Source organism: Streptomyces griseorubiginosus (assembly GCF_036345115.1).
Taxonomy (GTDB): Bacteria; Actinomycetota; Actinomycetes; order Streptomycetales; family Streptomycetaceae; genus Streptomyces; species Streptomyces griseorubiginosus_C.
In genome coordinates this window covers 2660418-2679747 of the sequence record NZ_CP107766.1, presented here as the reverse complement: position 1 = coordinate 2679747, position 19330 = coordinate 2660418, and the positions used below count along the sequence as shown (strand labels likewise).

Sequence of the window (19330 nt, the reverse complement as noted above, 5' to 3'; positions counted from 1 at the left end):
GCCGAGGCACCGAGGCCCTACGAGGTCAGTAGGCACCTTCTCGCCCGGAACAGGCATGCTCGCCCATCTTCAATGGCCGCATGATCCTTTGAGGCGCGCGTCGATGCCGGGGATGCGTTGTCCCGCTTGGGCCAACAAACCCACAGCGCAGATGACGTCACCACGGCTCGGGGGAGAAGAGTAAAGGGGGAGGAAAGTCTCCCTGCCACGGAAGTCACTGGCGATGCCAGACTGCCGACATGACCGGCCGCGGCTGTGATCCGCATGGTCGTGAAGGTCCTGCGGCGACGACGGTCCCGCCTCCTGCCGTGCCGCTGTGCGCGGCGTGATCCGTCCGCGATGCGAAGGCGTATCCATGTCCACTGAACTCCCCGAGTCTGCCATTCCACCCCCCACCGGAGCCGGCGAGTCCTCCTCAACCCCCACCCGGCGCACTTTCATCGCCACCACTGGCGCGGTCGGTGGTGCCGTCGTTGCGGGCAGTGTGATCGGGGGGACATATCTTCTCGGCCCGGAGGAGGCGGCCGCCGCCGATGCGTCGCCCGCCAGCCGTGTGTCCCTGACGGTGAACGGCACCCGGCGGACGGTGACGGTCGACAACCGCACCTCGCTGCTGGACCTGCTGCGCGAGCACTTCGAGCTGACCGGCTCCAAGAAGGGCTGTAACGCCGGTGCCTGCGGGGCGTGCACGGTCCTGGTCGACGGCCAGCGGGTCAACTCCTGCCTGACCTTGGCGGTCCGGCTGGAGGGCGCCAAGGTCACCACGATCGAGGGCCTGGCCGACGGCGACGAACTGCACCCGCTGCAGCAGGCGTTCGTCGACCAGGACGCCTTCCAGTGCGGCTACTGCACCCCCGGCCAGATCATGTCCGGTGTGGGCTGCATCAAGGAGGGGCACACCGGTTCGCCGGAGGAGATCCGCGAGTGGATGAGCGGCAACATCTGCCGCTGCGGCTGTTACGTGAAAATCGTGCGGGCGGTCGAGCAGACCGCCGGCCGGAAGTAAGGAGCCGCTGACATGCATCCCTTCTCCTTCACGAAGGCCGCGAACACCCGTGAGGCCCTCAACGCGGGCCGCCACGGCGGCCGTTACATCGCTGGCGGCACCACACTCGTCGACCTGATGCGGGAAACCGTCGAGCGTCCCGACACCCTGGTCGACATCAGCGACCTGCCGATGCGTGACATCAAGGTCACCGAGCGCGGCGGCTTGCGCATCGGAGCCCTGGTGACCATGACCGAGGCCGCAGCCCACCCCAAGGTGCACTCGCTGTACCCGGTCGTCTCCCAGGCGCTGGAGCTGAGCGCTTCCGCCCAGCTGCGGAACATGGCGACCATCGGCGGCAACATCATGCAGCGCACCCGCTGCACCTACTTCCGCGACGTCACCGCCGACTGCAACAAGCGCGAGCCCGGCTCCGGCTGCGCTGCGCTGCACGGCCACAACCGCACACACGCCATCCTCGGCACCTCCGACTCCTGCGTGGCCACCCATCCCTCCGATGCCGCCGTGGCCTTCGCGGCGCTGGAGGCGACCGTCCACCTGCTCGGCCCGGACGGGGAACGCCGAGTCCCCTTCGCGGACTTCCTCCTCAAGCCCGGTACCACACCGAACCGCGAACAGAACATCCGTCAGGGCGAGTTGATCACCGCGGTGGAGATTCCGGCGCTGCCGCGCCCACTGAAGTCGGGATATCTGAAGGTGCGTGACCGGCAGTCGTACGAGTTCGCCCTGACGTCGGCGGCCGTGGCGCTGCATGTGCGCGGCGGGCTGATCCGGGAGGCGAAGGTCGCCGCCGGCGGTGTGGGCACCGTGCCGTGGAAGCTGCCCGCCGTCGAACAGGTCCTCATCGGCGAGCGCCCCTCGGACCGCCTGTGGGCCGAGGCCGCCCGGCACGCGGCCGACGGCGCCCGCCCCCTCCAGCACAACCGGTTCAAGGCCGAGCTGGTCAACCGCACTGTGGAACGCCAGCTGCGCACCGTAGGAGGCATGAAGTGAGTCCTCAGCCACAAGCCGCCGTCGGTGCGCCGCTGTCCAGGGTGGACGGCCGGCTCAAGGTCACCGGCAAGGCGCGGTACGCCGCCGAGTTCGATGCCGACGGGACGGTGCACGCCGTCATCGTCGACGCGAGCATCGGACGCGGTCGCATCACCTCCCTCGACACTGCCGCCGCCGAAAAGCACCCTGGGGTGCTGCGGGTGATCAGCCACCGCAACGCGCCGAAGCTGCCGTACCGCGACAACTCCGGCTCGAACAACCCTCCCGGCCGCAGGCTGCAGGTGTTCCAGGACGACCGCGTGCTCTTCCACGGCCAGCCGGTCGCCGTCGTCGTCGCCACCACTCTGGAGGCAGCCCAGCACGGCGCGAGCCTGGTCAAGGTCGCCTACGATGCCGAACAGCCCTCGACCGACCTCGGCGAGGGGAAGCCGGGCGAACCAACGCCGTACGCGCGCGGCGACGCGGACGCCGGGCTGCGCGACGCGCCCGTACGCCTGGACCTGACGTACCAGTTGGCGCGTAACCACCACAACCCGATGGAACCGCACGCCACGATCGCCCGTTGGGACGGCAACACCCTCACTGTCTGGGACAAGACCCAGTGGGTGGTGGGCACCCACGACGAGATCGCCGCCGTGTTCGGCCTGCCCGCGGACGCGGTGCGCGTCATCAACCCGTTCGTCGGCGGCGGCTTCGGCAGCGGGCTGCGCTGCTGGCCGCACACGATCGTCGCCGCCCTGGCCGCCCGGGAGACCAAGCGACCGGTCAAGCTCGTGCTCAGCCGACGGCAGATGTACTTCGGTACCGGTTTCCGGCCCTCCTACGAGTACCGGCTGCGACTGGGCAGCGACCGGCGTGGCAGGCTGACCGCCGCGGCCCACGAGATCGACGCGGAGACCTCGTCCTACGAGACGTTCACCGAGGGGGTCATGCTGCCTGGGCAGATGCTCTACAGCATGCCCAACGTCAGCCAGGCGTACCGGCAGGTGCCGCTGGATGTGAACACACCGATCTGGATGCGCGGACCCGGCTTCGCGTCGGCGTCGTTCGTGATCGAGTCGGCGATGGACGAACTCGCCCACAAGCTGGGCATTGACCCGATCGAGCTGCGCCGGCGCAACGAGCCATCCGAGGACGAGGCGAAGAACCTGCCGTTCTCGACCCGACGGCTGCGCGAGTGCTACACCGTCGGTGCCCGGGAGTTCGGCTGGGATCGCCGTAACCCCAGGCCCCGTTCGACGCGGGACGGGAACTGGCTGATCGGCCTCGGGATGGCCGCCGGAGTCTACGATCCCGGACGTTACCCCGCAGAAGCCAATGCCCGCCTGGATGCCGACGGGACCGCGGTGGTCGAGGCGGCCACCAGTGACATGGGGCCGGGCACCTACACCTCCCAGACCCAGGTCGCCGCCGACGCGCTCGGACTGACCATGCGCACGGTGACCTTCCGGCTCGGCGACTCCCTGTATCCACAGACCGGCCCCCACGGCGGATCGTCGACCATGGCCAGCGTCGGCTCTGCCGTCGTCGACGCCTGCAACCAGGTGCGCAACCAGGCGATCAAACTGGCCGTCGAGGACCGCGAGTCTCCGCTGTACGGAGTGCCGGCCGGCAACGTCGTCGTACGCAATGGACGGCTGCACGTGCAGGGCACCCCCTCCCGCGGCGAGACGTACCGCAGCCTGCTGGCCCGTCACAACCGCTCCCACCTGGAAGCCCGCGGTAACTACACGGGGCCGCCGACTCCCGAGCGGGAGTCCTACGCCGCCTACAACGCGACCTTCGCCGAGGTCGCGGTGGACGCGACGCTGGGCCTGGTGCGAGTGCGGCGGATGCTCGGGGTGTACGACGCGGGCCGGATCATCAGCCCCAAGCTCGCCGACAGTCAGGCGATCGGCGGCATCGTGGGCGGTATCGGCACGGCTCTGCTGGAGCACACGGTCACCGACCACCGTGACGGGCGGATCGTCAACGCCAACCTCGCCGACTACCTCGTGCCCGTCAACGCCGACGTCCCCGAGGTCCGGGCGATCTATCTGGACGGCGAGGACAACGCGGGCAACGCGCTGGGGGTGAAGGGGCTCGGCGAGGTCGTCCAGGTGGGTGTGGCAGCCGCGATCGGCAACGCGGTCTTCAACGCCACCGGCCGCCGGGTACGCCAACTGCCCATCACTGCCGAAGCGTTGCTCTGAGCCGAGGGCCCGGGCCCCTGTGGAGCGGCCCAGCGGCCCGGGCTCTCCTTCCTCGTCCGGCAGTCGGTCCCCCCGTCCGGCTGCCGGACCTTCCAGGGCCGCCGCCGCGTAATGACGCTCCCCCGCGGCGCGGCGGCGGCCCCTCGTCCCTTGCACGAAGGACCTTCATGCTGAATATCGCGGACACACTGCACCGTTGGTGCCGCGAGGCACGCCCCTTCGCCCTGGCCACCGTCGTCGGCGTGACCGGCAGCGCACCGCTGCCGGTCGGTACGTCGGTCGCGGTGGACGAGCACGGCAACGCGGTCGGCAGCATCTCCGGCGGCTGCGTCGAGGGCGCGGTCTACGAACTGTGCCAACACGTGCTCAGCGATCGCAGCAGCCCCCAGCGTGCTTCGTTCGGCTACTCCGACGACGACGCCTTTGCCGTCGGTCTCACCTGCGGCGGCGAACTCGACGTCCTCGTGCAACGCATCGATTGCGTCCTCCAGCCACACCTCTGCGCCGCCCTCGCCGATGTCTTCCAAGGCCGGCCCACCGCCGTGGCGCAGGTCGTGGACGGTCCCCACGACCTCATCGGCTCCACCCTGAGCGTCCTCGCCGACGGCGGCGTCACCTACGGCACCCTGAACAGCGGGCCGACGGATCAGCTGGTGGCCGAGGAGGCGCGGGCCCTGCTACGGGCCGGACGTACCAGCCGCGTCACGGTCGGCGGAAACGGGGACGGCTGCCCCGAACCGCTGACCGTCCTCGTCCACGTGTACGCCTCCCGCCCCAGCATGCTGATCTTCGGGGCGGTCGACTTCGCCGCCGCCCTCAGCCAGGCCGGCCGCTTCCTCGGCTACCGGGTCACCGTGTGCGATGCCCGCCCCATCTTCGCTACGCCCGCCCGCTTCCCGCACGCCGACGAGGTCGTGGTCGACTGGCCCCACCGCTACCTGGCCCGGACGGCCGTGGACGCCCGTACCGCCGTCTGCGTGCTGACCCACGACGCCAAGTTCGACATCCCGCTGCTCCAGCTCGCCCTCGACCTGCCCGTCGGTTACGTCGGCGCGATGGGCTCACGCCGCACCCACGACGAACGGCTGCGCCGCCTGCGTGAAGTCGGCGTCACACAGGAACAGTTGGCCCGGCTCCGCTCCCCGATCGGCCTCGATCTCGGCGCCCGCACCCCCGAGGAGACGGCCATCTCCATCACCGCGGAGATCATCGCCCACGCCAGCCGAGCGAGTGGCTTGCCTCTGGTCCGGGTCAGCGGCCCGATCCACCGCGTTTCCGGGGCGGTGCCGGATACAGCGCGGCACGGGGCAGGAATGGTCTCAGGAACGTGCTGAGCGACGCCTACGGCCGAGTGGCCACCGACTTGAGGGTCTCGCTGACCGACCGGTGCAATCTGCGTTGTACGTACTGCATGCCCGAGGAGGGCCTGCAGTGGCTCGCCAAACCCGATCTCCTCACGGACGACGAGATCGTCCGTCTGATCGACATCGCGGTCACCTCCCTGGGCATCGAGGAGGTCCGCTTCACGGGCGGCGAACCGCTCCTGCGCCCGGGCCTGGTGGGCATCGTGGAGCGGGTCGCAGCGCTGCACCCCCGCCCGCAGATGTCGTTGACGACGAACGGCATCGGCCTCAAGCGAACGGCTGCGGCCCTGAAGTCGGCGGGCCTGGACCGGGTCAACGTCTCCCTGGACACTCTGCGCCCGGACGTCTTCAAGACCCTCACCCGCCGGGACCGCCACAAGGACGTCATCCAGGGCCTGCACGCGGCCACTGAGGCGGGCCTGACCCCGGTGAAGGTCAACTCGGTCCTGATGCCGGGCCTGAACGACGACGAAGCCCCGGACCTGCTGGCCTGGGCGGTCGAGCACGACTACGAACTGCGCTTCATCGAGCAGATGCCCCTGGACGCCCAGCACGGCTGGAAGCGCGACGGCATGATCACCGCAGGCGACATCCTCGCCTCCCTGCACACCCGCTTCGGCCTGAGCGAAGAGGGCTCCGAGAAGCGCGGCTCGGCCCCGGCGGAACGCTGGCTGGTGGACGGGGGGCCGCACCGAGTGGGCGTCATCGCCTCGGTCACCCGTCCGTTCTGCGCCGCCTGCGACCGCACCCGGCTCACCGCTGACGGCCAGATACGAACCTGCTTGTTCGCGGCCGAGGAGACCGACCTACGCGCGGCCTTGCGCGCGGACGCCCCGGACGAGGAGATCACGCGGATCTGGCGCGAGGCAATGTGGGGAAAGAAGGCGGGCGGGGGCCTGGACGACCCGACCTTCGTCCAACCAGATCGCCCGATGTCCGCGATCGGTGGCTAGTAAACTCTCCCTCTTTGCCGGGCCGAGGCACCGGTCCGGATGCGGGCTGTGTCCATGTAGCCGTCGCATCGCGCCCGGTAAAGGGGGAGGGTTTCCTCCCTGGATGTTCTTCTTCCCGGATTGATTCCTCCTCTTTTCGTGCCTGCCCCCGCGTGTGAGGGTCGAAATCGAGTTCTTTCTCGCCGAGGGATTACGCCTTGGCGACTTCTGTATGTAGCCATGGAACCGTTGACGGAACGCGAAGGAAACGATGAACCAGGTCATCCTCATCACCGGCGCCGACCCGAATTCCGAGAGGCGCTCATGACGACGCCGACGCTGGAGCGGCCCACTCCCACGGTCGTCCCGGAGCGCCGACCGGACGCCCCAGAGCGACAGGCGCCGGCCGTGCGGCCGGGTAGCCGGAGAGTCCGCAGGGCGTTGTGGTGGGCGGCGTGCCTGATCTGTGGGGGCCTGGTGGGCCTTGTCCTCGCCATCGTCGGCACGCTGCGCGGGCGGGCGCCGTCCAGGCTGCGGCGCGGGGTGGTCGCGGCCGGGGCGGCGGTGCAGCTGGCGTCTGGAGCTTGTTTCGCGGTCGCCGGATCTGAGGGTGACGGAGGTCTATGGGAGACCACCCGCGTGGTGGTCAACGCGCCGGTTTCCGGGGCGGCTCTGCTCTACGGCGTCGGCAAGGGCGGCGAAGTGCATCAGGGCGGCAACGGGACGACCGCTGTGGTTCTGGACGGCGGGGTCGTCCGCGCCGGCACCATGTTCGGCACGGTCTTCCTGACGGACCAGCGTATGGGGGCGGACTCGCCGCGCACGCAGGGTCTGGCGGAACACGAGGCCCGGCACGCGGACCAGTGGGCGGCCTTCTCACTCGTCGGAGGGCCCGCCGCCTTCCCCGCGCTGTATGCCCTCGACGAGGCATTCTTCCCCGGTGCGTTCAACCACTTCGAACGGCAGGCCGGACTCGATGACGGCGGCTACGACACGCCGTCGGACTGCCCGTCCATCGCAGGCCAACTCACCCTTGTATCCCTCGGGCTGGTCGCAGCCTCGGCCCTGGTCGCCCGGCGCAGACTCCGCGGCCCGTCTCCGGCTTCCACCGGAAGTAAGGACTTCCCCGCTCGGCGTCCTGACGACTGGTGCGTGTCCGGTCCTTCGACATCAGGGCAGTCTGAAGCCGGAAGGTCCTATGACCGCAGTCATGCGACAACGCCGCTGGGCGGGTGTGTGTCCGGGTAGTGCAGGTGAGAGCCGCAGTAGCCGTTTCGGCAGGCCGTTCCCCACTCAGGTGGCACTCCAATCCGATCAACGCGGCTCCATTGCCTGTGGGTTGGCACTTCGAACATCTCCCCACGACGGCACGGGGGCCTCGTGCGTTGCGGGCGTCCATCCCGTTTCCTCGATCAGTGGCCACGCCTAAAGAGCTGTGAGCTCCTTGCCGTAAAGCGGCAGCTGCCGAAAGGAAGATCGCTTGCAACTGTGCGGCGAAGCAGGGAGAAATTCCTCCCCCTCACAGAACGCCCGTGCGGTGCGATGCTCGACGGCGTCCCCAGCCCGCAGCGATCGCGCGTTGCCCTGAAAAGAGAATGCCACCGAATGTCACCCACGACCGACGAGCGACCCCGCAAACTGCCCTTTGTCGTCTGGGTGCTGTCCGCCGGAACCTTTCTCATGGGCACCACCGAATTCGTCATCGCGGGCCTGCTGCCCGAGATCGCCGATGATCTCCATGTCTCCCTGCCTCACGCTGGTCTGCTGATCACGGCGTTCGCGGCAGGCATCATCGTCGGGGCGCCGGCGATGGCGATCGCGACCCTGCGCCTGCCCCGGCGTTCCACGCTGATCCTCGCGCTCGTCGTCTTCGCCCTCGGGCACCTGGCCGCCGCGCTCAGCTCGTCCTTCGCTCTCGTGCTCGCGGCTCGCGTGGTGACCGCACTGGCCACCGGGACCTTCTGGTGCGTCGCAGCGATCGTTGCCACGACCGCGGCAGGGCCGGCAACGACGTCGCGGGCCCTGGGCATGCTCCTGGGCGGTCTGACCGTGGCGACCGTGGCCGGCGTACCGCTGGGCGCGTGGCTGGGGCAGCTGTCGGGCTGGCGCGGGCCGTTCTGGGTACTGGCCGCGCTGTCGGCCGGCGCGGCGGCGGTCATCGGCCGGTTCATCCCTGGCGACGAGCGACGTGAAGCGCCTTCCGTGCGGGCCGAGTTCGCCGCGCTGCGAGATGTTCGGGTCTGGCTGACGCTGAGTTCGATGACGCTGCTGATGGGCGGTGTCCTGGCGACGTACACCTACATCTCGCCCCTGCTCACCGAGCGGGCCGGTATCTCCGCTGAGGCCGTGCCCATGGTCCTGACCGGCTACGGCCTGGGCGCTTTGCTGGGCACCACGGTCGGTGGGCGCCTGGGCGACCGTCGCCCCCTGGTCACGCTCCTCACGGCCGCTGCCACGACCACGCTGGTCCTGCTGTTGTTGACTGTCTTCTCCACCAGCCGCGTGGCGGCCGTCGTTCTGGTGACACTGATGGGGGTGACGGGCTTCGCCGCCAACCCGGCGCTCGGCGCGCTGGCTCTGCGCTTCGCCGGTTCCGCGCCCACCCTCGCCTCCGGCCTCAGCGGCGCGGCGCCCAACGTGGGCATCGCCATCGGCTCCTGGACGGCCGGCATCGCCCTGACCTCACCGCTGGAGCAGGCCGGGCCCCCGCTGGTCGGCACGGTGGCGGCCGCCCTCACCCTCGTACCGCTGACCGCACTCGCGCTGATGCGCGTCACCCATTCCGAGACGCCGCCTGCTCAGCCCCGAGCAGCTGCGGAGCAGTCGATCGGGTGCGGACGTCAGGACCTTGGCTGAGCGGCATTTGGCCTGTGCGACGCGCGAGCGGCAGGTCCCGCTCGCGGACCCCAGAGCGTGAGGTCCAGCCCAACGGGGTCACCGTCAGTGTGACGTGGGCGGAGATGTTCGGCATCGGACTGCACGACGCGGCGGTCACAGCCCTCCTCGCCGCGGAACAACCCCGGCCCACGGCACAGACCTCGGTCATCGACGCCGCGCTCGTCGTCAGCCCTGGCGAGCCCAACTGCTATGGCGAAGCGACATGGTCCCTGGTCCCGCTGAACGCCAACCCAAGCGTCGAGCACAAGAGCATGCACTGGGCGAAGTTCCCGCCCGCCACCCGCCATGAACTGCTGCAGATCACGCACACGTTCATCAACCGGAGCCTGCTGGGCTCCTTCCTGCTCGCCAGGTCCGGAGCCTGGCGAACCCGCATGAACGCCGAAGTATCTACGAAGTCACCATGGCCTGGCGGGATTTCGCCTGCTGGCTACATGCCGCCGACATCACAACCCTGGGCGACTGCGACGACCAGCAATACAGCGACTTCATCGCTCACCTGGTACGCGAACGCGGACCCTCGCGGTCCACCGTCCTGCACCGGCTCACCGCGCTGACCGTCCTCTGGGTCTTCGACACGATCAGCATCGCTCCACACGGCGTCGCCCCGCCCCTGGGAACGCCGAGGGGGCGACGACTACCCGCGCCGATGTCGCGGAGCGGATCCCCGGTCTTGACCGGCTGCTGGTCTGGCGGAGCAAGGGCGGCGAGAGTGAGGTGGCGACCAGGTCGGTGGATGAGCTGATCCGGGTCGGCCCGTTCGGGCTCGGCACTCCTGACCTCTGGGCTCAGCAGCCGGCGGGGCCTCACCGAGGCGATCAACCGATACGCACCAGTGACCTGCCAACCCAGCGCTGATCGCACGGCCGCCAGGTTGACGGGTTGACGTTGGTTGACGGGTTGACGCACAATCGAGGTATGAGTGACTCCATCGAATACTTGATTGCGGGTTTCGCGGAGGGGGTGCACAAAATCCCCCATGAGGTCAGCGTCAGCCTTGATCCAGTTCAGGCACACAGGATGGGTCTGGAAGCGGCCTACGCTGTTCTGGCGCCGATGATCTGGGCGGCAAGGGTTGGAGAGACCCTTGAAACGACCGAAGTGACACGGCTGCTCCGTGTTTCCCGTCAGGCGCTGGCCAAGAGGGTTGCCGCAGGAACCCTTCTAGGGCTACCGGGGCGAGGGACGACTCACTATCCGGTCTGGCAGTTCGATTTCGAGAACGGCTCGCTCCGGCCTGATGCCCGCGAGATCTTCGAGATCTTCGTCACGGAGCTCGGAAAGCTCGATGCCTATGCGCTTTCGGTCTGGATGAATACCCCGTCGTCTTCATTCGATGGGCTTGCGCCGTGCGAATGGCTAGTGAAGAAACGCGATCCACGCCCGGTGTTTGATGCCGCTCGACGGGTTGCCGGGAGGCTCGCATCGTGACCAGCAACTTGCCCCCCAGGGATCCGTACGAGTTGATGGATTTCCCAAGCGTAACTTGGGAAGACCCTCAGGTCGCTTTTCGGATCCACCTGGCCGACAATGAGGCGGCCTACTTCGGGGATCGCGGAATCTACCGCTTTGATGCCCCGCACTGGCTGACTGGTCGGCAGCGTTACGGGACCTGCTACCTGGCCCAGTCCCCGGTCGGAGCTTTCCTTGAGACTCTCGGGGAGATCCGCCCGCTTGCAGCCCATCTGGTTAACGAGCGGGTGATCAGCGAACTGGTTCCCTCAGAGCCGTTCAAGATCGCCGACTTGACCGATGAATCGGTGGTTGGTCGCTACGGGATCTTCGGTGATCTGTCGGCGGGTGACGATTATGCATTGACTCAGGAATGGGGGGCTGCACTACAGCAGGCCGGTTTTCAAGGAGTTCAATATCGGGCAAGCCACCACCCACAACTCAATGAAACGTCCATTGCATTGTTCGGACCGGCAGGGGTGAATCGAGACCTGCTGAAGTACCTGAAGGATGATGGCGAGCCCGAACCTATCTACAGGTCACTTCTGGAAGAAGTTCGCGACAGGTTCGACGTTGAAGTAATTCCAGCTGTCGCCTGGTAAGAGGTTCATGATGGGCGGGTTCCAGCCACACCGCCAGCACTGGAACCATTGTCGTGCGCTTCAGTCAGACAGGTTCTACACGCTGAACTTGACGCAGAAGGAACGGCACCGATCAGCGGGGAGTCGAAGAGGGCGCCAGGTGCTGGTCGGCGGCCCAGGAGGCGAGGATGCGCAGCCGCTCGTGGGTGGGGGATCCTGGGGCGGCGGTCCAGACGGTCAGGTGCTGGTCGGGGTCGGTGTTGGCGGTGAGGGTGTCCCAGTCCAGGACGAGTTCGCCGACGACGGGATGGTTGAGGGTCTTGGTGCCCACGGTGCGGGCGGCGACCTTGTGGTCGCCCCACCACTGGGCGAACTGCTTGTCACGGGTGGACAGTTCACCGACCAGCTCGATGAGACGAGGGTCCTCGGGATACTGCGCCGCCTCCATCCGCACCTGTGAAACGGCGATCCGCGCCGAGCTCTCCCAGTCGGCGTACAGGGTGCGCATCGCCGGATCGATGAAGATGAGCCGGGGGTAGTTGCGGTGCTTTTCCGGAATGCGGGAGAAGTCGGTGACCAGCGCGGCGGCCAGCGCATTCCACGCCAGGATGTCCCCGCGACGCCCCTGCACGATGGCCGGGGTGGCGGTGAGGTCATCCAGCACGCGCTGCAGCTGGGGCTGGACCTTCTGCCTGCCGTGGCGCCGTGCACGGGCGGTGGTCTTGCCCGCGAGCTGGAACAGATAGCCGCGCTCGTCGTCGTCCAGGTGGAGAACACGGGCGATCGTGTCCAGCACGGGCGCGGACGCCTGCATACGCCCCTGCTCAAGCCGGGTGTAGTAGTCGGTGCTGATGGAGGCGAGCTGGGCGACCTCCTCACGGCGCAGCCCAGCCACCCGGCGGGGCCCGCCCGTCTCCGGCAGCCCGACCGCGCGGAGGCTCAGTTCCGAACGGCGCTTCTTGAGGAACTCGCCGAGCTCATTGAGAGGAACGTTGCTGGTCATGCTTCCCATCCTGACGAGGCCGGTAGGTTCTGGTCGGCGGCCCAGGAGGCGAGAATGCGCAGCCGGTCGTGCGCGGGGGATCCCGGGGCGGCAGTCCAGACCGTCATGTACTGGTCGGGGTCGGTGTTGGCGGTGAGGGTGTCGCAGTCGAGGGTGACCTCTCCCACGACCGGATGGATCAGAGTCTTCGTGCCCACGGTGCGGGCGGCGACGCGGTAATTGCCCCACCACCGAGCGAACTCCTGGTCGCGCAGGGACAGTTCACCAACCAGGGCGATCAGACGGGGGTCCTCGGGGTACTTCGCCGCCTCCATCCGCAGCTGCGCAACGGTGACCTGTGCAGCCGTCCTCCAGTCGGCGTACAGGGTGCGCATCGCCGGCTCGGTGAACAGGATCCGGGGATAGTTGCGGTGCTTTTCCGGAATCCGGGAGAAATCCGTGACCAGCGCGGCCGCCAACGCGTTCCACGCCAAAATGTCCCCCCGCCGCCCCTGGACCATGGCGGGGACGGAGGTGAGGTCCTCCAGCACCCGCTGCAGTTGCGGCTGGACCTTCTGCCTGCCGTGGCGTCGGGTGCGAATGGTGGTCCTGCCCGCGAGCTGGAAGAGGTAGTCGCGCTCGTCGTCGTCCAGGTGGAGGACACGGGCGATGGTGTCCAGCACGGGCGCGGACGCCTGCATGCGGCCCTGCTCTATCCGGGTGTAGTAGTCGGTGCTGATGGAGGCGAGCTGGGCGACCTCCTCACGGCGCAGTCCTTCGACCCGGCGGGGCCTGCTGGTCGACGGAAGCCCGACGGTGGGCGGGCTCAGCTTTGAGCGGCGCTTCTTAAGGAATTCTCCCAGTTCATTCAGGGCGACATCGCTGGTCATGCTTCCCAGCATTACATCGATCGCACCTGAGGAAGGGGGGAGAATTTCCTCCCTGGATGTTCCTCTCCCCGGATAGATTCCTCCGCTTTTCGCGCCCGCCCTCGCGTGTGAGGCTCGACCGTGAGCAGCCATTTCTGACGCCGGCTGCGGCATACAGACCCTCGTATCGAAGGAAGCACCCCCATGCGCGGAGCAGTCATTCACGCCCCCGGCGATGTGCGCCTCGAGAACCTCGAAGACCCGAAGATCAACCGGCCGACCGACGCGGTGATCCGCACGGTCGCCACCTGCGTATGCGGCTCGGACCTGTGGCCCTACCGTGGCGCGGAGCCGGTGGACGAGCCCCATCCGATGGGGCACGAGTATGTCGGCATCGTCGAGGAGGTGGGCAGCGAGGTCACCAACGTCAAGCCGGGTCAGTTCGTGGTCGGCTCCTTCGCCACCTCGGACAACACCTGCGCGAACTGCCGTAACGGCTGGCAGTCCTCCTGCCTGAACCGGGAGTTCATGAGTACCTGCCAGGCCGAGTACGTCCGCATCCCCAACGCGCACGGCACCCTGGTCGCCACCGGCGAGCACCCGGACGGCGAGGCGGTGCCTGGCCTGCTCGCCGTCTCCGACGTGATGGGCACCGGCTGGTACGCCGCCCTCGCCGCCGAGGTCAAGCCCGGCGCCACCGCCGTTGTCGTCGGAGACGGTGCGGTCGGCCTGTGCGGAGTCATCGCCGCCAGGGAACTGGGAGCCGAGCGGATCATCGCGATGAGCCGCCACGCCTCCCGGCAGAAGCTGGCCCTCGAATTCGGCGCCACCGACATCATCAGCGAACGCGGCGACGAAGGCATCGCCCGCGTCAAGGACCTCACCGGCGGCATCGGCGCCGACTCCGTGCTGGAGTGCGTCGGCACGGCCGAGTCCATGCGGCAGGCCCTGCACTCGACCCGGCCCGGCGGCAACGTCGGCTTCGTCGGCGTCCCGCACGAGGTCGCCGTGGACGGCCAGGAGCTGTTCTTCTCCCAGGTCGGCCTGCGCGGCGGCCCCGCCCCCGTGCGCCGCTACCTGCCCGACCTGATCGACCGGGTCCTATCCGGCCGGATCAACCCGGGCAAGGTCTTCGACCTCACCCTGCCCCTGGACCAGGTCGCCGAGGGCTACCGGGCCATGGACGAACGCCGCGCGATCAAGACCCTCCTCAAGCCCTGACCCCTCCTCGGCAAGGAGCAACCATGCAGATCACCCGCAGCTCGATCGACACCGTCAAGGGTCCGGCCGATTGGTTCACCGGCGACGTTTACATCGACCCCGTCGCCGCCGCGCCGGCCCCGTCCCGGGTCACCGCGTCCCTGGTGCACTTCATGCCCGGCGCCCGCACTCACTGGCACCGCCACCCCCTGGGGCAGACCGTCTTCGTCACCGAGGGCGTCGGCCTCTGCCAGCGCCGCGGCGGACCGGTGGAAGTCATCCGGCCCGGCGACCGCGTCCTGTTCGAAGCCGACGAGGAGCACTGGCACGGCGCCGCCCCGAACCGGCTGATGGTCCACCTGGCCATCAACGAGGGCGACGACACCCACGACGTCGTGCACTGGCTGAACCCCGTCACTGACGAGGAATACACCGCCGCCCCGCCCACCGGCTGAACCCGGGCGCACACCCCTCATTCGCCGGGCCTTGATGCGCGGCCCACCCCCTAGCCACGTCGTTGAGGAGAACTCTTGTGACCACCTTCGCCCTCATCGGTGCCGGACCCGGCCTCGGGCTCGCCACCGCCCGCCGCTTCGGCGCCGCCGGCCACCGCGTCGCCCTCATCGCCCGTAACTCCCAGCGCCTGGACGACCTGACAGCCGAGCTGACGCGTGACGGCATCGAGGCCCGCGGCTTCGCCGCCGACGTCCTCGACATCGAGTCCCTGACCGCGGCCCTGTACGCGGCCGGTGCCTCGCTGGGGCCCGTCGAGATCCTCCAGTACAGCCCCGTGCCCCGCGCCGACTTCATGAAGCCGGTCCTGGACACCGGCGCCGACGACCTCGACGCGCCCCTCGCCTTCTCCGTCAAGGGCCCCGTCACCGCGGTGAACGCCGTCCTGCCCGGCATGCGCGAACTCGGCCGCGGCACCGTGCTGTTCGTCAACGGCTCCAGCGCCGTGCGCCCCAACCCGAACGTCGCCGGCACCTCCATCGCCTTCGCCGCCGAGAGCGCGTACGCCCGCATGCTCCACGACACGCTCGCCCCGCAGAACATCCATGTCGCCCAGCTGATCGTGCCGGGCGCCATCCAGCCCGACGCCGAACACAGCAGCCCCGACGCCCTGGCCCGGCGCCTGTACGACATGCACACCGGGCGTGACGGCTTCCGCCACTACTCCGAGCCCCTTCCCGACTGAGAACCCGGAGCACGCCCATGAACTCCGCCGCCCACCGCGCCCTGGTCCGTGCCGTCCCGGCAACCGCTCTCCTGCTGGCCGTGACCGCCTGCACCAGCGACTCATCAGGGGTCACTCCGGCTTCCGCGTCCAGCTCGTCGGCGTCTTCCGGGCGGCAGCAGGCATCGACATCCGCCGCACCTAGCGCATCAGCCGAGAGGAACACCGCCATGGCCATCCGGGTCACCATCGACGGCCGGCCCGTCGACGCCACCCTGAACGACAGCCCTGCCGCCCGCGACTTCGCCGACCTGCTCCCGCTCACCCTGGATCTGGAGGACTTCCACCAGACGGAGCGGATCGCGGACCTGCCGCGCAGGCTGACTACGTCCGGCGCCCCGGACCCAGCCGTGCCCCGGGCCGGTGACCTGGCCTACTACGCCCCCTGGGGCAACCTGGCTCTCTACTACCGCGACGGCGATTCCGCCTCCGCAGACCTGCTCATCCTTGGCCACCTCGACGCCGACGGGCTCGGCACAGCCGACCGAATCACCATCGAAGCCGCTTCCTGACCTTTGGCAGCCAGGTGGACGCCTCAATCAACCCCGACGGCCTCCCCGTCCCCGTGGCTGACCGCACCCCCATTCCGCCATTCCGCTCAAGGAGACACCACAGGTATGCCTTCCACATCCGGGACCACCCCCGGCAAGCTCCCCTTCGTCGTCTGGGTGCTCGCAGCCGGTACGTTCCTGATGGGCACCACTGAGTTCGTCATCGCCGGACTGCTGCCCGAACTGTCCACCGGCCTCGGTGTAAGCACGTCGCAGGCCGGGCTGCTGATCACCGCCTTCGCCGTCGGCATGATCATCGGGGCGCCGACCATGGCCCTGGCCACCCTGCGCCTTCCCCAGCGCCAGACGCTGATCCTGGCCCTGTCCGTCTTCAGCCTCGGCCACGTGGTGGCAGCCCTGAGCACCTCCTTCACCGTCGTCCTCGCCGCCCGCGTCGTCACCGCGCTGGCCACCGGAGCGTTCTGGTCCGTCGGCTTTGTCGTCGCCACCACCGCCGCAGGCCCGCACAGGGCCACCCGCGCGACCGGCGTCATGATCGGCGGGCTGACCCTGGCCAACGTCGTCGGCGTACCGATCGGCTCCTTCGCCGGCCAGTTCATCGGCTGGCGCGGCCCCTTCTGGGCCCTGGCCGTCCTCTCGGCGTTCGCCGCCGTCTTCATCGGCCGCTTCATCCCCGCCCAGGAGCAGCGCGCGACCGTCTCGCTGCGCGCCGAGTTCGGCGCCCTGCGCCAGGGCCGGCTGTGGCTGGCGCTGAGCGCAGCCGTGTTCATCATGGGCGGTGTCCTGGCGACCTACAGCTATGTCACGCCGCTGCTGACCGACCGGGCCGGGATCCCGGCGGGCGCCGTCCCGTTCGTCCTTATCGCTTTCGGCGTCGGCGCCCTGGGCGGCACCACCACGGGTGGCCGTCTGGGTGAGCACCGTCCGATGGCCACCACCATCACCGCCGCAGCAGCCACCGCCCTGGTCCTGTTCCTGATGATCCCACTGTCCACCAATGCGGTCACGGCCACCATCCTCGTCTTCCTCATGGGCCTGACCGGATTCACGGTGAACCCCGTCGTCACCTCGCTGGCCATGCGCTTCGCCGGCGACGCCCCCACCCTCACGTCCGCCCTGACCACCTCCGCCTTCAACATCGGCGTGGCCGGCGGCTCCTTCATCGCGGGTGCGGCCCTGGACTCCTCCCTAGGCCTGACCGGTCCGCCCCTGGTCGGCACGGTCATTGCCGTCCTCACCCTGCTCCCGCTCATCGCCCTCGCCGTCCGCGGCACCCCCGGCAAGAGCCGAATCGTCGCCCAGCGCACTGCCCCGGCCCACGCGCTCGATGACGAACCCGTGCAGACCCCGTCGCATCACTGAGTCCGGTCGGCAGGCAACTGCCACGAGCCGACGCGATGTTTCCACCGCACCGAACGAGAGGATCCGCGATGAGCGCACACGACAAGACCTTCACCGGCAAGGTGGCCTTCGTGACCGGAGCCGCGTCCGGCATTGGCCGCGCCACCGCCCTCGCCTTCTCCCGCGCGGGCGCCCGCGTCGCGCTCGCCGACCTGCCCACGCAGGGACTCGAAGAGACCGCACGGCTCATCAAGGAAGAGGGCGGACAGGCCCTGGCTTTGACCTGTGACGTCACCAACGAAGACCAGGTGACGTCCGCCCTGGACGACACCGTCCGGGCCTTCGGCCGCCTCGATGCCGCCTTCAACAACGCCGGGATCGAGCAGCCGGTGAAACCCACCGTTGACGTCACCAAGGACGAATGGGACCGCGTCCTCGGCGTCAGTCTCACCGGAACGTTCCTCTGCATGAAGCACCAGATCCTGCTGATGCAACAGCAGCAGTCCGGCGCCATCGTCAATGCCTCGTCGGGCGCAGGCGTCAAGGGCTTCAAGGGACAGGCGGCCTACACCGCGGCCAAGCACGGCGTCATCGGCCTGACCCGTTCGGCCGCCCTGGACTACGCGGCCTCGGGCATCCGCATCAACGCCGTCTGTCCCGGCATCATCGACACCACGATGATCGAACGCTTCGCCGAGAGCACCCCCGGAGGCCGCGAAGCCCTCATCGCGGACGAGCCGATCGGGCGTCTGGGCACACCGGAGGAGATCGCCGCCGCCGTCCTCTGGCTCTGCTCGGACGCCTCCTCCTTCGCCATCGGCCACGCCCTGGTCGTCGACGGCGGCCAAACCGTCTGAAGACTGCTGCGCCACCCCCGGCAAACGCCCTGACCTCGCCACGAACCCCATGGGCGAGGGGCGGGCCACCGAGTAACACGATGGGAGAGCACGAGATGAACCCCACCTATGACTTCACCGACCAGGTCGCCCTCGTCACCGGAGCCGGATCCGGCATGGGCCTGGCCACCGCCCGAGCCTTCGCCGTCTCCGGCTGCCGCCGTCGCCCTCACCGACATCGACGAAGCCACGTTGAACGCTGCCGCGAAGGACCTCACCGACGCCGGCCACCGGGTCCTCGCTCTCACCTGCGACGTCAGCGACGAGAACCAGGTCGCCGCCGCGGTCGACCGCACCGTCGAGACCTTCGGCCGCCTCGACCTGGCCTACAACAACGCCGGCATCCAGATCCCGCCCAGCGACGCCGCCGAGGAACCCGCCGAGCGCTTCGACCGCGTCAACGCCATCAACCTCCGCGGCGTGTGGGCCTCCATGAAACACGAGCTGCGACACATGCGGGCCCAGGGCAGCGGAGCCATCGTCAACTGCTCCTCCCTCGGCGGCCTGGTCGGTCTCCCCGGCCGCGCCTCTTACCACGCCTCCAAACACGGCGTGATCGGCTTGACCACCAGCGCCGCCCTCGAATACGCCCCGCGCGGCATCCGCATCAACGCCGTCTGCCCGGGAACTATCGACACTCCCATGGTCAGCGACATGATCGCCAAGGGAGAGCTCGACCGCGCCGACGCCGAGGCCAACCAGCCCATCAACCGCCTCGGCACCGCCGAAGAAATCGCCCAAGCCGTCCTGTGGCTGTGCAGCCCCGGAGCCGGATTCGTCGTCGGCGTCGCCCTCCCCGTCGACGGCGGCTACGTCGCCCGATAAGGACGAACCACGAACGGCTCAAACAGTGGCTGACCGTCCCGGACATCGTG

General features: G+C 68.8%; 18 protein-coding genes and 1 pseudogene. 17 read left to right on the top strand and 2 right to left on the bottom strand.

From position 1 onward, the window contains the following. The first annotated feature begins 355 nt into the window (after positions 1–355). From OHN19_RS11820 to OHN19_RS11775, 10 genes are all read left to right on the top strand, one after another. Positions 356–1006: a (2Fe-2S)-binding protein gene (locus tag OHN19_RS11820; protein ID WP_330264164.1), complete on the top strand. Its 651-nt coding sequence runs from the start codon at positions 356–358 to the stop codon at positions 1004–1006. 12 nt (positions 1007–1018) lie between these two features. Beyond that, positions 1019–1999 (top strand): xanthine dehydrogenase family protein subunit M, encoded by a 981-nt coding sequence (locus tag OHN19_RS11815; protein WP_330264163.1) that lies wholly within the window; start codon positions 1019–1021, stop codon positions 1997–1999. Further along, on the top strand, positions 1996–4191 hold the full coding sequence (locus OHN19_RS11810; RefSeq protein WP_330264162.1) for a xanthine dehydrogenase family protein molybdopterin-binding subunit: 2196 nt from the start codon (positions 1996–1998) through the stop codon (positions 4189–4191). Before OHN19_RS11815 ends, OHN19_RS11810 begins: the two co-directional genes overlap by 4 nt. A 167-nt stretch (positions 4192–4358) precedes the next feature. Next, entirely contained in the window at positions 4359–5525 is a 1167-nt protein-coding gene (locus tag OHN19_RS11805; protein WP_330264161.1) for an XdhC/CoxI family protein, read from the top strand. Next, positions 5519–6508, top strand: coding sequence for a GTP 3',8-cyclase MoaA (gene moaA, locus OHN19_RS11800; protein WP_330264160.1), 990 nt, complete (start codon positions 5519–5521; stop codon positions 6506–6508). The genes OHN19_RS11805 and moaA overlap by 7 nt, the downstream gene beginning before the upstream one ends. 618 nt (positions 6509–7126) lie before the next feature. After that, entirely contained in the window at positions 7127–7735 is a 609-nt protein-coding gene (locus OHN19_RS11795; protein ID WP_330264159.1) for a hypothetical protein, read from the top strand. 357 nt (positions 7736–8092) lie between these two features. Continuing rightward, complete coding sequence (locus OHN19_RS11790) at positions 8093–9343, top strand: MFS transporter (RefSeq protein WP_330264158.1); 1251 nt, start codon at positions 8093–8095, stop codon at positions 9341–9343. Between the two features lie 104 nt (positions 9344–9447). After that, complete coding sequence (locus OHN19_RS11785) at positions 9448–9942, top strand: hypothetical protein (protein WP_330264157.1); 495 nt, start codon at positions 9448–9450, stop codon at positions 9940–9942. Positions 9943–10303: 361 nt separating this feature from the next. Then, positions 10304–10816, top strand: a complete 513-nt coding sequence (locus OHN19_RS11780; protein WP_330264156.1) for a hypothetical protein — start codon at positions 10304–10306, stop codon at positions 10814–10816. After that, positions 10813–11439: an RES family NAD+ phosphorylase gene (locus tag OHN19_RS11775; RefSeq protein ID WP_330264155.1), complete on the top strand. Its 627-nt coding sequence runs from the start codon at positions 10813–10815 to the stop codon at positions 11437–11439. Before OHN19_RS11780 ends, OHN19_RS11775 begins: the two co-directional genes overlap by 4 nt. 112 nt (positions 11440–11551) lie before the next feature. Here OHN19_RS11775 and OHN19_RS11770 read toward each other — a convergent pair whose 3' ends face one another. After that, on the bottom strand, positions 11552–12421 hold the full coding sequence (locus OHN19_RS11770; protein ID WP_330264154.1) for a helix-turn-helix domain-containing protein: 870 nt from the start codon (positions 12419–12421) through the stop codon (positions 11552–11554). After that, a complete protein-coding gene (locus OHN19_RS11765; RefSeq protein WP_391195351.1) occupies positions 12418–13290 on the bottom strand; it encodes a helix-turn-helix domain-containing protein in 873 nt (290 codons plus the stop codon). Before OHN19_RS11765 ends, OHN19_RS11770 begins: the two co-directional genes overlap by 4 nt. A gap of 183 nt (positions 13291–13473) precedes the next feature. Here OHN19_RS11765 and OHN19_RS11760 point away from each other — a divergent pair, with 183 nt between their 5' ends. From OHN19_RS11760 to OHN19_RS11730, 7 genes and pseudogenes are all read left to right on the top strand, one after another. Next, positions 13474–14490 carry a zinc-dependent alcohol dehydrogenase family protein gene (locus OHN19_RS11760; RefSeq protein ID WP_330264152.1) on the top strand — a complete coding sequence of 339 codons (1017 nt, stop codon included), beginning with the start codon at positions 13474–13476 and terminating at the stop codon, positions 14488–14490. A gap of 23 nt (positions 14491–14513) precedes the next feature. Beyond that, positions 14514–14924, top strand: coding sequence for a cupin domain-containing protein (locus OHN19_RS11755; protein ID WP_330264151.1), 411 nt, complete (start codon positions 14514–14516; stop codon positions 14922–14924). Between the two features lie 77 nt (positions 14925–15001). Then, the gene (locus tag OHN19_RS11750; RefSeq protein ID WP_330264150.1) at positions 15002–15667 is read left to right on the top strand and encodes an SDR family NAD(P)-dependent oxidoreductase; all 666 of its coding nucleotides are present in this window, start codon (positions 15002–15004) and stop codon (positions 15665–15667) included. 17 nt (positions 15668–15684) lie between these two features. Then, positions 15685–16218: a cyclophilin-like fold protein gene (locus OHN19_RS11745; RefSeq protein ID WP_330264149.1), complete on the top strand. Its 534-nt coding sequence runs from the start codon at positions 15685–15687 to the stop codon at positions 16216–16218. A gap of 105 nt (positions 16219–16323) precedes the next feature. Then, positions 16324–17580, top strand: coding sequence for an MFS transporter (locus OHN19_RS11740; RefSeq protein ID WP_330264148.1), 1257 nt, complete (start codon positions 16324–16326; stop codon positions 17578–17580). Positions 17581–17648: 68 nt separating this feature from the next. Then, positions 17649–18416, top strand: a complete 768-nt coding sequence (locus OHN19_RS11735) for an SDR family oxidoreductase (RefSeq protein ID WP_330264147.1) — start codon at positions 17649–17651, stop codon at positions 18414–18416. A gap of 95 nt (positions 18417–18511) precedes the next feature. Continuing rightward, positions 18512–19280 (top strand): annotated as a pseudogene (locus OHN19_RS11730) (SDR family NAD(P)-dependent oxidoreductase). Positions 19281–19330: the final 50 nt, after the last annotated feature.